14 protein-coding genes are annotated in these 14,060 nt (G+C 67.9%); 6 read left to right on the top strand and 8 right to left on the bottom strand.

The features are described from left to right. Positions 1–2 precede the first annotated feature (2 nt). The 4 genes from G0Q01_RS15485 to G0Q01_RS15470 are packed head-to-tail and all read right to left on the bottom strand — an operon-like array spanning position 3 to position 3,661. Entirely contained in the window at positions 3–764 is a 762-nt protein-coding gene (locus G0Q01_RS15485) for an ABC transporter ATP-binding protein (protein WP_164213609.1), read from the bottom strand. Next, positions 761–1,495 carry an ABC transporter permease gene (locus tag G0Q01_RS15480; protein WP_164189677.1) on the bottom strand — a complete coding sequence of 245 codons (735 nt, stop codon included), beginning with the start codon at positions 1,493–1,495 and terminating at the stop codon, positions 761–763. Before G0Q01_RS15480 ends, G0Q01_RS15485 begins: the two co-directional genes overlap by 4 nt. A gap of 4 nt (positions 1,496–1,499) precedes the next feature. After that, positions 1,500–2,216, bottom strand: coding sequence for an ABC transporter permease (locus tag G0Q01_RS15475; RefSeq protein ID WP_095881749.1), 717 nt, complete (start codon positions 2,214–2,216; stop codon positions 1,500–1,502). Positions 2,217–2,236: 20 nt separating this feature from the next. Beyond that, positions 2,237–3,661: a M20 family metallopeptidase gene (locus G0Q01_RS15470; protein WP_164189679.1), complete on the bottom strand. Its 1,425-nt coding sequence runs from the start codon at positions 3,659–3,661 to the stop codon at positions 2,237–2,239. Between the two features lie 187 nt (positions 3,662–3,848). On the opposite strand from G0Q01_RS15470, the gene G0Q01_RS15465 reads away from it, so the two are divergent. After that, positions 3,849–4,460 (top strand): GntR family transcriptional regulator, encoded by a 612-nt coding sequence (locus tag G0Q01_RS15465; RefSeq protein ID WP_164189681.1) that lies wholly within the window; start codon positions 3,849–3,851, stop codon positions 4,458–4,460. 106 nt (positions 4,461–4,566) lie between these two features. Here G0Q01_RS15465 and G0Q01_RS15460 read toward each other — a convergent pair whose 3' ends face one another. Together G0Q01_RS15460 and G0Q01_RS15455 are read right to left on the bottom strand one after the other, a co-directional pair. After that, positions 4,567–4,791: a hypothetical protein gene (locus G0Q01_RS15460; protein WP_108970540.1), complete on the bottom strand. Its 225-nt coding sequence runs from the start codon at positions 4,789–4,791 to the stop codon at positions 4,567–4,569. 218 nt (positions 4,792–5,009) lie between these two features. After that, positions 5,010–5,921, bottom strand: a complete 912-nt coding sequence (locus G0Q01_RS15455) for a LysR substrate-binding domain-containing protein (protein ID WP_108970541.1) — start codon at positions 5,919–5,921, stop codon at positions 5,010–5,012. A gap of 121 nt (positions 5,922–6,042) precedes the next feature. On the opposite strand from G0Q01_RS15455, the gene G0Q01_RS15450 reads away from it, so the two are divergent. The 4 genes from G0Q01_RS15450 (at position 6,043) to argE (ending at position 10,350) form a co-directional block, all read left to right on the top strand. Continuing rightward, entirely contained in the window at positions 6,043–7,014 is a 972-nt protein-coding gene (locus G0Q01_RS15450) for a tripartite tricarboxylate transporter substrate binding protein (RefSeq protein ID WP_164189683.1), read from the top strand. Positions 7,015–7,150: 136 nt separating this feature from the next. Then, complete coding sequence (locus G0Q01_RS15445; RefSeq protein WP_164189685.1) at positions 7,151–7,645, top strand: tripartite tricarboxylate transporter TctB family protein; 495 nt, start codon at positions 7,151–7,153, stop codon at positions 7,643–7,645. A 12-nt stretch (positions 7,646–7,657) separates the two neighbouring features. Further along, the gene (locus G0Q01_RS15440) at positions 7,658–9,148 is read left to right on the top strand and encodes a tripartite tricarboxylate transporter permease (RefSeq protein ID WP_164189687.1); all 1,491 of its coding nucleotides are present in this window, start codon (positions 7,658–7,660) and stop codon (positions 9,146–9,148) included. Beyond that, positions 9,145–10,350 (top strand): acetylornithine deacetylase, encoded by a 1,206-nt coding sequence (gene argE, locus G0Q01_RS15435; protein ID WP_164189689.1) that lies wholly within the window; start codon positions 9,145–9,147, stop codon positions 10,348–10,350. Before G0Q01_RS15440 ends, argE begins: the two co-directional genes overlap by 4 nt. A gap of 65 nt (positions 10,351–10,415) precedes the next feature. On the opposite strand, the gene G0Q01_RS15430 is transcribed toward argE, so the two are convergent. Continuing rightward, entirely contained in the window at positions 10,416–10,922 is a 507-nt protein-coding gene (locus G0Q01_RS15430; RefSeq protein WP_164189691.1) for an isoprenylcysteine carboxyl methyltransferase family protein, read from the bottom strand. Continuing rightward, complete coding sequence (locus G0Q01_RS15425) at positions 10,922–11,977, bottom strand: type III polyketide synthase (protein ID WP_164189693.1); 1,056 nt, start codon at positions 11,975–11,977, stop codon at positions 10,922–10,924. The genes G0Q01_RS15430 and G0Q01_RS15425 overlap by 1 nt, the downstream gene beginning before the upstream one ends. 391 nt (positions 11,978–12,368) lie before the next feature. On the opposite strand from G0Q01_RS15425, the gene G0Q01_RS15420 reads away from it, so the two are divergent. After that, positions 12,369–13,940: an FAD/NAD(P)-binding protein gene (locus G0Q01_RS15420; RefSeq protein ID WP_164189695.1), complete on the top strand. Its 1,572-nt coding sequence runs from the start codon at positions 12,369–12,371 to the stop codon at positions 13,938–13,940. The last annotated feature ends 120 nt before the right edge of the window (positions 13,941–14,060 follow it).

Here is a 14,060-nt window from a genome sequence, read left to right as displayed (position 1 = left end):
GCTCAGGTCGTGGCGAAGCGCTGGAAACGGTCGGATCCGCCGCCGCCGAAAAGCTCGGCCGGGCTGCCCTCGCAGTCGATCTGTCCCTCATGCAGGAAGACGACCCGGTTCGAGACGTCGCGGGCAAAACCCATCTCGTGGGTGACGACGAGCATGGTGCGGCCTTCTTCTGCGAGGCCGCGCATCACCCGCAGCACCTCGCCCACCAACTCGGGGTCGAGCGCCGAGGTTGGCTCGTCGAAGAGCATCACGTCGGGGTGCATGGCGAGCGCGCGGGCGATCGCCGCGCGCTGCTGCTGGCCGCCCGAGAGCTGCGCGGGATAGGCGTCGCGCTTGGCGGCGATGCCGACCTTGTCGAGGAAGGCCAGCGCCTCGTCCTTCGCCTCGGCCTTCGAGCGGCCGAGCACGTGGATCGGCGCCTCCATGACGTTCTCGAGCACGGTCTTGTGCGACCAGAGATTGAACGACTGGAACACCATGCCGACGCGAGCGCGCAGTCTTTGCACCCTCGCCGGATCGGCGGGCTTTGCCCGTCCGGCGCGGTCAGTGGCCAGCTCGATGCGCTCGTCGCCGATCCAGACCTCGCCGCCCGTGGGCGTCTCGAGCAGGTTGATGCAGCGCAGCATGGTGGATTTGCCCGAGCCCGAGGAGCCGAGGATCGAGACGACTTCGCCCCGGCGCGCCTCGAGATCGACGCCGCGCAGCACCTCGTTCGCGCCGAAGGATTTTCGCAGGCCGCGCAGGCGGATGGCGGGAGAGGTCATGGCTTGGCTCCTGTCAGGCGGGTGTCGGGGGCGGGCTTGCCCGTGGCGACCGGGCGCAAATGCGCGGTCAGCCGGTGGTCGGCGACGGCCACGATGCGGGTGAGCACGAAGTTGATGGCGAGGTAGATCGCACCGGCGGCGGCGAAGACCTCGATCACCCGGTAGGTGTCCGAGATCAGCTTGGCGGCGAGGCCGGTGATCTCCATCAGCGTGATCATCGAGGCCAGCGAGGTCGCCTTGCACAGCAGGATCAGCTCGTTGCCATAGGCGGGCAGGGCCTGTCGCACCGCCTGCGGCAGCACGATCCGGCGGAACGCCAGCCAGGGCGACATGCCGCAGGCCATGGCCGCCTCGCGCTGGCCGTGGCTGACCGACTGTAGTCCGCCGCGCACGATCTCGGAGCCATAGGCGCCGGTGTTGAGCGCCAGCGCGAGGATGGCACACCAGAAGGGCTCGCGCAGCACCGGCCAGAGCAGGCTGCTTCGCACCGCCTCGAACTGGCCGAGCCCGTAGTAGATGAGGAACATCTGCACGAGGAGCGGCGTGCCGCGGAAGACAAAGACGTAGACCTTCGCTGCCTGCTGCAGGGCGCGCGGCCCCCAGAGCCGGGCGGCGGCAATGGCGATGGCGATGACCACGCCGATCGTGACCGAGAGCGTGGCCAGCAGCAGCGTCAGCGGGATGCCGGCAGAGAGCGTCCGGACGGTCTGCCAGAGGAAGGGAAAGTCCATCGTGTTACCTCTGCAGGCCGCGATTGAAGTGCCGCTCGGCGCGGCCGAGGATCAGCCCCGAGCCCCAGGTGACGACGAGGAAGAGCACCGCCGCGGCGAAGAAGAAGTAGAAGGGCTGGCGGGTCGACCCGGCGCCGATCTGCGCCTGCCGCAGCAGCTCGACGACCCCGGTGACCGAGACCAGCGCGCTTTCCTTGAGGGTGATCTGCCAGACGTTGCCCATCCCGGGCAGCGCGTGGCGCGCGGTCAGCGGCAGCACGATGCGGCGGAACAGCGTGCTGCGCGACATGCCGATGGCGCTGGCGGCCTCGATCTCGCCGGGGTTCACCGCCCGGTAGGCGCCGCGGAACACCTCGGCATGCTGCGCCGCCGATACCACGCCGATCGCCATGGCGCCCGCCGCGAACCCGGGCAGGTCGACGAAGCCCTCGTAGCCGAAGCCGCGCATGAGCTTGGTCAGCATCATCGAGCCGCCGAAGTAGAAGAGGTAGATCACCAGCAGGTCGGGAATGCCGCGCAGCACGGTGGTGTAGGTTCCGGCGATCCCCCGCAGCACCGGGCCGCCGCGCAGCTTGGCCCAGGCCAGCAGTGCGCCGAGCGTGCCGCCGATCAGGTAGCCGGTGCCGGCGACGGCAAGGGTCATCAGCGTCGCCTGCAGCAGGGCAGGGGCCCAGCCATCGGGGCCGAAGCTCATCAGGTCGAAGAATCCGGGGCGGTCCATGGTCTGCTCTCGCTTGGGGGTCAGGCCGGAACCGGCAGGTCCGGGGCGACGTCATCGGGCAGCGGGTTGACGAAGGGCCGCCCGTCGCGGCGGCGCTCGAAGTCCGCCTTGGCGGCAGCCAGTTGCGCCGGGTCCTCGAAGACCGCCTTGGCGGTGGCGGCCATCACCTTTGCGGCGTGAACCATGCCCTTGTGGGCGATGCCAGACTGTCCCTGCGCCACCAGCTGCCAGGAGTGCCCGGGCGTGCCGATGGCATAGGTCGCGCCGCGCACCTGCACGGTGGGCACGACCCAGCTCACCGTGCCGACATCGGTCGAGCCGACGCCGCCGCCCTGTCCCTGGGTGAGCGGCGGGATGAAATCGCAGAGCGGCAGATCCATCCGCGGCGCCACGCCGAAGCGCTTGAAGGCGGCGCGGATTTCCTCGGGGGTGAGGGTCTTGCGGATCGCCTCGGCAAAGCGGCGGTCCTCGGCGTCGAAGGCGGGCGGGCCGAGCCGTTCAAGCTGGGCGTGCATGAGCGCTTCGAGGGGCGTGTTGCCGATCAGGTTGGCATCGCCCGAGAGCACCCGGTTGCGCACCGTTGTGCCGGTCATCAGCGCCGCGCCCTCGGCCACCTTGCGGACCCGTTCGACCAGCGGCAGCAGCTCGTCGAGCTCGCGCGCGCGGATCAGGTAGCGCACCGCCGCATAGGGCTGCACGACGTTGGGCGCATGGCCGCCGGCGTCGGTGATCGCGTAGTGGATGCGGGCCGAGTCGACCATGTGCTCGCGCAGGAAGTTCACGCCGACGTTCATCAGCTCGACCGCGTCGAGCGCCGAGCGCCCCAGTTCCGGCGCGGCGGCAGCATGCGCGGAGCGGCCCTCGAATTCAAAGAGGATTTCGTTGCAGGCCAGCGAGATCGGGGTGTTGACCGCGGCGAGCGGCGCGGGGTGCCAGCAGATCGCCACATCGACGTCGTCGAAGAGCCCCTCGCGCACCATGAAGCCCTTGCCCGAGCCGCCCTCCTCGGCGGGGCAGCCGTAGTAGCGCACCCGCCCGGGGCGGCCGGTCTCCTCGAGCCAGCCCTTCAGCGCAGCGGCGGCCAGCATCGAACCCGCGCCAAGCACGTTGTGGCCGCAGCCATGCCCCGGTGCGCCGGTCTGCAACGGCATCTTCTCGGCCACGCCCGCCCGCTGGCTGAGCCCCGGCAGCGCGTCATATTCACCGAGGATGGCGATCACCGGCCCGCCGTCTCCGGCCTCGCCCATCACCGCGGTCGGCAGTCCCGCGACGCCCCGGGTGACGCGGAAGCCCTCGGCCTCGAGCATCTCGGCGTGTTCGGCGCAGGACCGGTGCTCGGCGAAATTGGTCTCCGGCATGTCCCACACCCGGTCCGACAAGGCGCAGAACGCCGCCTCCCGCGCGTCCACCTGGGGCCAGATGCTGTCGGTGTTGCTGGCGGTCATTTTGATTGCCCTCGCGGTTCTGCCTGATATTGGCTGCAGTATTGGTGCCAATTTTGGTAACATTGCAAGATCGAAGTTTGGGCAGTTTGAAAACAGCCGCTGCCCGGAGGACTTCGGGGCCGGCGATGAAACGATTCCTTTGCCGCGGGGCATGGTCTAGAACCGGGAGAAGGGACAGGGACAAGAAATGTCAGAAGACGCCGAGAAGATCATCGAACGCCTGGCGCAGGATCTGCGCGCGGGACGGTTCACGCCGGGTTCATGGCTCAAGCAAGTGGATTTGCAGAAGCGCTACGGGGTTGGCCGCGCGCCGGTGCGCAAGGCGCTGGAGGCGCTCGCCGGGCGGCGGCTGATCCGGCATGAGAAAAATCGTGGGTATTCGGTTCACCCGGCCGATACCGAGGAGGCGGACCAGGTTCTCGATATCCGCGTCGCCATCGAGACCGGCTTTGCCGAGGCGATCTGCCGCAATGCCGCCGAGGCCGACATCGCCGACCTCGGGCGTCTGGCCGCGGAGTTCGAGAAGATCGCGATCAATGGTCCGTTTCACCTGCTTTATGACGCCAATCTCGCGTTTCACGGCGCCCTGCTGGGCTGTGCGCGCAACCCGGCGATGGTGGCTCTGGTCGCCGATCTTCGGATGCGCACCTCGCCGGCCCCAGCCTCGCAATGGTTGGATCGCTCTCGAATCGAACGCTCGGCGCAGGAGCATTTCGACATGGTCGAGGCGGTCAGAACGGGCGATGGCGCAGGGCTGGCGCGGTTGATCCGCGACCATATCCTGCAGCGCGCCGACTGAGGCGCGAACACGACAGGGCCCGGAGCAGCGGTGACCGCTCCGGGCCCTGCGGGATATTGCGTCGAAGCGATAAAACCTGCTCCGCTCGGGGTATTTTGCCGGGCGTTCAGGCGGCGCGCGACTGCGACCGGCCGCGCGGCGCGATCGACGAGACCAAGACGCTGAGCCGCATGACCTCGTAAAAATCCCGATCCCCCAGAATCTCGCGTGGCGAGCGGTTTTCCAGCGCGCGCTGCGGCGCATTCAAAAAGGCCTTTTCGAGGTCGGTCGCCCCGAGCTTGAGGCGCACCAATTTCCGCAACGAGCGGACCGTATCAAAATCGACAGTCATGAAATCACCTCCCTTGCACAGGCACCTCCACCGTACCCGCGCTGCACAACTTTAATATGACTGTCGCGCCTGTCACGCTGCGGCGCGGCGCCGCAGCGGCCTTGTGAGCGAAGCTCTGCCGGGCGCCGGGAGGGTTCATAATTGTCTCACGGCATCAGACGTTTGACCGTCAGCGCTCTCGGCGCCCGCGTGCCGATAGCGCCGGTGGAGAGGTCCCTTCAGGTCACAATTCCCGCATCCTTTAGGTTGTTTATTTCCGTCTCCACCGCCGCGGCGAAGGCCAGGCCGACCGACCCCAGCGGGCGATCGTGGGGCACGAACTGGGCGATGTCCCAGGTGATTGCCGGAATCAGCCGATGCGAGGAGACTCTCTCCAGGTCGATGAGCTGATTGGCCACCGGGTCGACGATCGCCACCCCGACGCCGCGCTCGACCAGCCGGACCACGCTGTGCAGGGTGCGCAGCTCGGCGGCGATGGTCCGGTGCACGTTGATCGTATCCATCATGTGGTCCACGCGCTGCCGCAGCGGGCTGCCCTGCGCAAGGTCGATGAACCACTCCTTGCGCAGCCGGGGCAGGGGGATCTCGTCAAGCTCGCCAAGCGCGTGTCCCTTCGGCAGCAGGCAATGCGCCTCGCAATGGGCAAGCGGGCGGGATTCGGCACCGAAGGCCTCGGCGTTGAGCGTGATGCCGAAGGCCAGGTCGCAGCGCTGTTCGCTGATCATCCGCAGCATCTCGGCCATGCCGACGTCGACGATTTGCACCGTGGCCTGCGGATGGGTGACGCGGAAGGCGCGCAGCGCGTCGAGCAGGAAGGTGTCGCAGAAGATCGGCTGCGCCGCGATCACCAGATGGCCGACCTCGCCGTTGGCAATGGCGAGGGCCTCCTGTTCGAGCCCGCGCAGCCCGGCAAGGTGACGCACCACGGTCTGGTGAAAGCGAAAGGCCTCGGGCGTCGGCGCCAGTCGGTTGCGCTTGCGCCGAAAGAGGGCGAATCCGACTTTTTCCTCCAGAGATGCCAGAAGGCGGCTCACCAAGGGCTGGCTTGCCGCGAGATCTTCCGCCGCCATCTTGACGCCGCCAAGGCGCATGTAGGCGTCAAATGCCTCTAATTCCCGTGTCTTGAACACAAACCTCTCCCTCAGTATGCAGTTTATGCAAGTTGCGGTGTACTATTGTCAACTTCCGCATACTGTGAATGGTGCACCACATCCAACAGTCCGGCCCGGCCGGAAAAGATGTGAGGTAATCATGAAGAAACTTCTCGGAAGCATCGCTCTGGCGGTGATCGCTGCAACCGGCCCCGCGGTCGCGCAGGACTATCCCGATCAGGCGGTGACGCTGGTCGTCCCCTACGGCCCCGGCGGCGCTTCGGACCTTGCCGGCCGTGCGCTGGCGGAAACCGCGCAGCCCTTCCTCGGCCAGCCGGTGACGGTGATGAACAAGCCCGGCGCCGGCGGCATGAACGGGGCGCGCTCGGTCTCCGAAGCCGAGCCGGACGGCTACACGCTGCTGCTGGCCCGCGTCGGCATGGCGCTCTCGCCGGCCGTGACCCCCGGCAATGCCGTGGAGTGGGACGCCTACACCTTCCTCGGCGCGCTGGAAGCCACGCCGATGATCCTCGCGGTGCGCGGTGACGCGCCCTACAACAGCGTCGAAGAGCTGGTGGCGGCGATCAAGGACAGCGACGGTCGCATGACCTATGCCGCCTCGGGCGCAACCGCGATCGACGGCTTCACCACGCAGGCGCTGCTGGCCGACAACGATCTCGACCCGCTGACCGCCGCGACGCTGGTGCCCTACAAGGGCGGCGGCGAGCTCGCCACCGCGCTGCTCGGCGGCCACGTCGATTTCGTCGCCATGGCAGCCGCCTCGCTGATGCCGCACATCAAGAGCGGCGACATGAAGGCGCTGATGGTCTTCGCTCCCAAGCGCATGGGCGATCTGCCCGAGGTCGCCACCGCGGCCGAGCTCGGCTACGAGAAGGCCGGCCAGATCGCAGGCTGGAGCGCGCTCTACGGTCCCAAGAACCTGCCCGAGGACGTGGTTGCCAAGTGGCACGAGGTGCTGGGCAAGGTCGCGACGGATGAGACGTGGCTCGACCTTGCGGCACGCCGCGGCTCGATCTCGACCATCGGCGACGTCGACATGACCGACTACGCCAAGAGCCAGTACGAGCTGTTCCACGGGCTTGCGCAGGACTTCGGCTACCTGTCGAACTGAGCGCCAAGCGCTCAGGGTGGCGCCGAGGCGCCGCCCGCCTGACTGCCTGAACCCTGGTGCGGTCCCGATCTCGCGGGCCGCACCCCGCCCCGCCCCAGCCCAGACCGGGGCCCCCTCATCTTTCCGGAGCGTCGCCATGCCCAAGCCCGTCCTGCGGGGGCTGATCATTGTCGCCTTCTTTGCGCTGACCGCCTTCGTTCTCGTTCCCCTCTACGTGCCGCGCCCGGCCTTCATCCCGGGCTTCGCCCCGCCGCCGGACATGTGGCCGCGCACCGTCTCGCTTGCCGGCATCCTGCTTGGCGCGCTGGCGCTGCTTTTTGCCTTCACACGCGACGCGCCCGCCGAGGAGCCGGTCGAGACCGACGGCAGTTCCAAGGCCCGGATGAGCGCGCGTTTCGCCGGGCTGATGCTGGCCTTCGTGCTCTTCCTCGTGGCGATACCGCTGCTCGGCTTCCTGGTCTCGTCGGTGCTGCTCACGCTCTGCATCGTGCTGATGACCGGCGAGCGCGGCCATTATGTCTGGATCGCGCTGCTCGCTTTCGGCGGGCCGATCCTGCTGCAGATGTTCTTCCATTCCGCGCTCGGCACGCAGTTTCCCAAGGGCGTGCTGACGAAGCCCTTCGGCTTCTGATCGGAGATACCCATGCTCAATGAAATCCTCTCCGCGCTGGTCGCCGTGGCGACGCTGCAGAACCTGCTGATCATGATCGCCGGCATCTGGGGCGGCGTCATCGTCGGCGCGATCCCCGGGATGACCGGCACGATGGCGGTCACGCTCGCGCTGCCCTTCACCTTCTACATGGAGCCGGTGCCCTCGATCCTTCTGCTGGTCGCGCTCTACAAGGGGTCGACCTACGGCGGCTCGGTCTCGGCGATCCTGATCAAGACCCCGGGCACAGCCTCGGCGGCCTGCACCGCGCTCGACGGCTACCCGCTGGCGCAGCAGGGCAAGGCCGGCAAGGCGCTGAACATGGCGCTCTATTCCTCGGTGATCGGCGACTTCATCTCGAACCTGTCGCTGATCTTTTTCGCCGCGCCGCTCGCCGTGCTGGCGCTGCGCATCGGACCGCCCGAGTTCTTCATGCTGATGCTCTTCGCGCTGACCACCGTGGCGGGCGTGTCGGGCAGTTCGCTGCTGCTGGGTCTCGTCTCGGCGGCGCTGGGTCTGCTGCTGGCGACCGTGGGCGAGGACATGTACGGCTCGTTCCGCTTTGCCTTCACCCCCGACATGCAGGCGGGCCTGTCCATCGCGCCTGTGCTGATCGGCCTCTTCGCGCTGCCCGAGCTGATCAAGCTGGTGGTGATGCGCGCGGCCAAGAAGGAAGAGGCGGCAACGCTCGGCGCGCAGCACGTCACGCGCGAGGAGTTCTTGGGCTCGCTGAAGACCATCCTCAAGGGCTCGGTGATCGGCTCGGTGCTCGGGGCGATCCCCGGCATCGGCCCGTCCTCGGCGGCCTTCTTCTCCTACGGCGAGGCGCAGCGCAGCTCGAAGACGGGCACCAACTTCGGCAAGGGCGAGCTCGAAGGGATCGCCGCCTCGGAATCGGCCAACAACGGCGCCTGCGGCGCGACGATGATCCCGCTGCTGGCGCTCGGCGTGCCGGGCGACGTGATCACCGGCGTCATGCTGGGGGCCTTCATGATCCAGGGTCTCACCCCCGGTCCGCTGCTGTTCCAGACCAACATCCACGAGGTCTACATGCTGCTGATCGGCATGCTGGTCTCCTCGGTGCTGCTGTTTTTCGCCGGCAAGGTGACCATGCGCATGTTCTCCAAGGTCTCGCACATCCCGCAGACCCTGCTGACGCCGCTGGTGCTGCTGCTGTGCATCTTCGGCATCTACTCGATCGCCTCGAGCACCTTCGATGTGGCCGTGCTGCTGATCATGGGCGTGGTGGGCTTCGGGATGTTCCTGCTGAATATTCCGGCGGCTCCCTTCCTCATCGCCTTCATCCTGGGGCCGATGCTCGAGGAAAACCTGCGCCGGGCGCTGGCGATCTCGCGCGGCGACATCTCGGTGCTACTCTCCTCGCCGATCACCTGGATCTTCGCGGTCCTCATCCTGTTCGTGCTGACCATCACGGTGCGGCGGGAAATCCAGAAGACAAAGACAGAAAGACGAGTTGCGCAATGAGCCTGAAACGCGAGAGCCTGCCGGATGCCGAGGCGCGCATCGCGCGCGCGGCAGAGCACCTGGCCGACCTGATCGCCTTCGACACGGTGTCCCGCAACGGCAACCGGCCGCTCATCGACCACATGGCGGCCTATTTCGAAGGTCTCGGCGGGCGGATCACCCTGCTGCCCGACGAGACCGGCGAGAAGGCCAACCTCGTCGCCGCCTTCGGCCCCGAGGACGTCGCGGGGCTGGTCTGGTCGGGGCACACCGACGTGGTCCCGGCAGATGAGCCCGAGTGGCAGAGCGACCCGTTCAAGGCCGAGATTCGGGAGGGCCGGCTTTACGGGCGCGGCGCCTGCGACATGAAGGGCTTTGCCGCCTGCGCCATGTCGGTCGCCCCGGCGCTGGCGCAGGCCCGGCTCGCCCGGCCGGTGTACATGTGCTTTTCCTACGACGAGGAAGTCGGCTGCCTTGGCGCCCCGGCGATCGCGCGGCATCTTGCAGCGCTGCCGGTGCCGCCCGAGTTCGCGATCATCGGCGAGCCGTCGATGATGGAGCTGGTCACCGGCCAGAAGGGCAAGATCGCCATGCGCGCGCATGTCACCGGCACCTCGGGGCATTCCTCCTTCGTGCCCGAGCATGTCAACGCCATCGAATACGCCGCCCGGGCGATCGCGCTGATCTCGGCGCGGGGCAAGCGCTACGAGACCGAGGGGCCGTTCGATCCCGATTTCACCGTGCCGCATGCGACCATGCTGGCGACGATGATCGACGGCGGGGTCGCCACCAACGTGACCCCCGACAGCTGCAGCTTCACCTTCGAGCTGCGCTCGATCGCCGACATGGATCCCGAGGCCGACATGGCCGAGCTGCTGGCACAGATCGAGTCCGAGATCTGCACCGAGATGGCCGCCAAGACCCCCGGCACCGGCATCACCTTCGAGCGGATCTTTTCCTACCCGCCGATGGGCGAAGCTCGCAACACCGCGGGCTATGCCCGCTATGCGCGGCTGATGCCCGAGAGCTGGGCGGGCAAGGTGTCCTATGGCTCCGAGGGCGGCATCTTCGAGCAGGTCGGCGGCATCCCGTCGGTGATCGTCGGGCCGGGCTCGATCGAGCAGGCGCACAAGCCCAACGAGTTCGTCGATCTCGACCAGCTCGCCGCCTGCGTGACGTTCCTCGACGGCATCGTCGCCGAGCTTTCCGGCGGCGCTGACTGAGCCTTCGGCGGACCGGGCGCTTGTCCGGTCCGCCGTTCGGGCGGCACGCCGTGGTCTCTCTGCGGCTAGTGTCCCGCGTGTGCCCGAAGCGGCGCGAGCGCCCGGTTCTCGACCCGGATCCGCCAGCTCAGCATGGCGGCGTTGAGCACGGAGAAGAGCACCGCGACCCATGTCAGCCCAAGCACCATGGGCGCGACGATGATCTCGGCCACGACGAGCATGTAGTTGGGATGCGAGAAATATCTGAACGGTCCGCGCCTCACGAGCGGCGCGTCGACGACGATGATGCGCGTCGTCCAGCGCGGCCCGAGGCTGGCGAGAATCCAGACGCGCAGCACTTGCAGCACCACGAAGACGCCGAGCCAGAAGTGGCCGACCTGCCGGTCATGGCCGAACACCACAAGGCAGAAGACCCAGGCGGCATGCATGAGCACCATCACCGGGTAGTGGCCTTGGCCGACCTCGACGCCGCCCTTTGCGAGAAGCCGGGTCGTGTTCCTCTGCGCAAGCACTAGCTCGCCGAGCCTTTGCAGCACTATGAAGCCGAGAAAGAGCGCCGTTGCCTTTTCCATCACGCTGCCTCTGCGCCGACGCTGAGCGGCTGGAAGGAGGCGGTGAACCCCGGCCCAAGGGCGCAGGCCATCATCTGTCCCGTGCGGCCCGCGTCCAGCACCGCCTTGAGCACGAACAGCACCGTCGGGGCGGACATGTTGCCGGCGCGGCGCAGAACTTCGCGCTCGGCGTCGAGCGCGCCCTGTTCGATGTGAAGGGCGCCTTCCAGCGCTTCGATGACCTTCGCGCCGCCGGGGTGGCAGACGTAACGCGTGATCGGTGTCTCGACGAGGCGCACCGCCTCCTGCGCCGCGGCGCCGAACTCGCTGGTGATGAAGGCCGGGATCGAGCGGTCGAAGACCACGCCGAAGCCCGTTTCGTCCACGTCCCACCCCATGATCCCGAGCGTCTCGGGCCAGGTCTTCTGGTGCGGGGCGCCGAGCCCGACGCTCGGCATGTCCATGGGCCTGCTGTCGGACAGGCAGGCCGCGGCGGCGCCGTCGCCGAAGAGCACCGCGGCGATGATGTCGGCCTTCTGCAGGCGATCGGCACGGAAGGCGAGCGAACAGGTCTCGACGACGACCAGCAGCACCTTGGCTCCGGGCCGTCCCGCCGCGAGAAGGCCGGCCGTTGCCAGCCCCGAAACGCCGCCCGCGCAGCCGAGCCCGAAGATCGGCACGCGGAGCACCGTGTCGCGAAACCCCATCTCGGTCAACGCTTGCGCCTCGAGCGAGGGCGTCGCGATGCCGGTCGAACAGACGGTGACGACGACATCCACCTCGGCGCTTTGCCATCCGGCTTGGCTGAGCGCCGCGCGCGCAGCGTCCACGAAGAGCGCCTTGGCCCCCGCCGAGAAGGCCCGGGCGCGATCTGCCCAGCCATGCGGCTCCGCGAACCAGTCGAGCGGCACGACCGAGTGTCGGGTGTCGATCCCGGCGGTGTCGAAGCTCTTGGAAAGGCGGTAAAAATCCGGGTAGACGCCTCCGAAGATCTCCGCCGCGCGGGCGCGGACCTCGGATTGTTGCAGGCAATGTCCCGGGAGGGCTGTCGAAAGTCCGTGCAGGTATACGTTCATCCGTGCTCTTTCGCTGAAGGCGGCCTTCGAGGAATGCGGCCCGTTACCAGCCCTCCGCGCGGCAGTCGGGGCACAACGCGGATCCCGTAGTTTCGTTCCGCAGCCTCTGCCGGCGCGTCCTTGCCGGGGGGGGCTCGCAGGCCCGGGTCATTGCCGGATGAGCGGGCGATCCCGAAGGCGATCTTGGGCCGATCGGCGAAATACCCCGGCCCGTCGGAACCCGCCGCGATCTTCCGAGTTCGGCTAAACGGAGGATGGTTTCCCCTCCGGCGACTTCCCCTCCAGCGAGCAAAGATTGCGCATGGCTTTCGAGACTCCTCTCCGTCCCACCGCGCGTGGCAACAGGCCGGTGTGCAAGTCCCCCCGGGGTTTGGCGATCCGCCCCCGTGCAATGCATCGGGTCGCGATCGTCGGAGCCGGACCGACCGGCGTCTACACGCTTGCGGCGCTGCTGCGCGAGGCGCCGTCGCGGCTGCATGTCGACATCTTCGAAAAGGGTCCCGCCGCGGGCCCCGGCATGCCCTACAACGCCGAGATGAATGCACCGTCGATGCTCTCGAACATCGCGAGCCGCGAGCTGCCGCCGGTGGCCGTGTCGCTCAACGATTGGCTTCGCGGCCTCGATCGCTCCGACCTCGCGCGGCTCGCACTCCGCGAGGAAGACATCGGCGAGGACGCCTTCTATCCCCGGCTCGCGCTCGGCGCCTATTTCACCGCGCAGATGGCGGAGCTGGTCGCCCGCGGCCGGCGCGGCGGACATTTGATCGAGCTTCACCTGCATCACACGGTTGAGGACATTCGCCCGCGCCTGACGGGCATCGAGGTCACCTGGCACAGCCCCACCGGCGCGGCGAAGGCAGAGTATTCAGACGTGGTGCTCGCCACCGGCCACCGCTGGCCGGATACGGTCGCTGACGGCGGCGTGCAGCTTCAGTCTGCCTGGCCGGCGGAGAAGCTGGGGCGGCTGCCGCAGCGCAGGATTGGCGTGCTGGGCACGTCTCTGTCCGCGATAGACGTCGCGGTGACCGTCGCCTCGGCACGGGGTCGTTTTGTCGACGCGGAGGGAGGCCTCGCCTATAGCCTGGACGAGGGGCAGACCGACTTTCTGATCAGCCTCATGTCGCGCAAGGGCCTGCTGCCGGAGGCGGACTATTGGTATCCGCTGCCCCTGCCGGAGCTGCCCAGGCTGGCCGCCTGCGGGGCGGCGGAGGGGCCGCTGCTCGAGCGGGCGTACCAGGCGTTTCTCGCCGACCTCGACGAGGCGGACGGGGATTGGCTGGACCGCCTCGGGGGGCGCGAGATCGGGCGGGAGGAGTTCAGGGCGGCCTATTTCTCTGAACGTCTTGCGGCGGATCCGTTTGACTGGGCGGAGCAAAACCTCGCGCGGGCCGAAGAGAGCGTGACGGCGCAGCGCCCGACGCCCTGGCGCAGCGCGCTGCTGAGGGCGCACGAGCTTTTCGAGACGCTGATACCACGGTTCACGGAAGCCGAGGTCGAGGCGTTTCATGCCACGCTGAAGCCGGTCTTCACCGACTGCTATGCCTGTGTTCCCCATTTCTCGGTCAAGCGTCTGCTCGCGCTGCGCAAGGCGGGGGTGCTCGAGGTGGTCCGTCTGGGCGACCACAGCCGGATCGCCCAGCATCGGACCGGGCTCTGCGTGACGGGGGATCAGCTGGAGACCGAGGTCGAGATCCTCATCGACGCGCGCGGTCAGCGCGCTCTGAAATTCTCGGACCTGGGGTTCCCGTCGCTCGCCCGCGCCGACCTTCTTGCCCGGCCGCTGCGGTTCGAGGATCTGCTCCTGCCGCTCGGCGCGGCCTCGTCGGGCCGCGTCCACTGCCTCGCGCTGCCGGTGCTGCTGCGTCGGCGTCCCTTCGTGCAAGGGCTGGTGAACGCCTGGGAGATGGGCAGCACAACCGCCAATGTGATCGCCGAGGCCATGGGAGATCGCGCCACGGCCTAGGGCGGAAGTCGGACGTTGGGACAGCGCGCCGCTACATCGGCACTGTTGCAACCAAGTTGAAATGTCCTCGGCTGCGCAAAGCAGAAATGTCTCACCGAGAGTGGAGAAGCATGGCCGGGC

Origin of the sequence: Salipiger sp. PrR007 (genome assembly GCF_010499845.1) — a bacterium.
Classification (GTDB): Bacteria; Pseudomonadota; Alphaproteobacteria; order Rhodobacterales; family Rhodobacteraceae; genus Salipiger; species Salipiger pacificus_A.
Note: the sequence above shows the minus strand (reverse complement) of the source record. Positions and strands in the feature narration are given on the sequence as shown.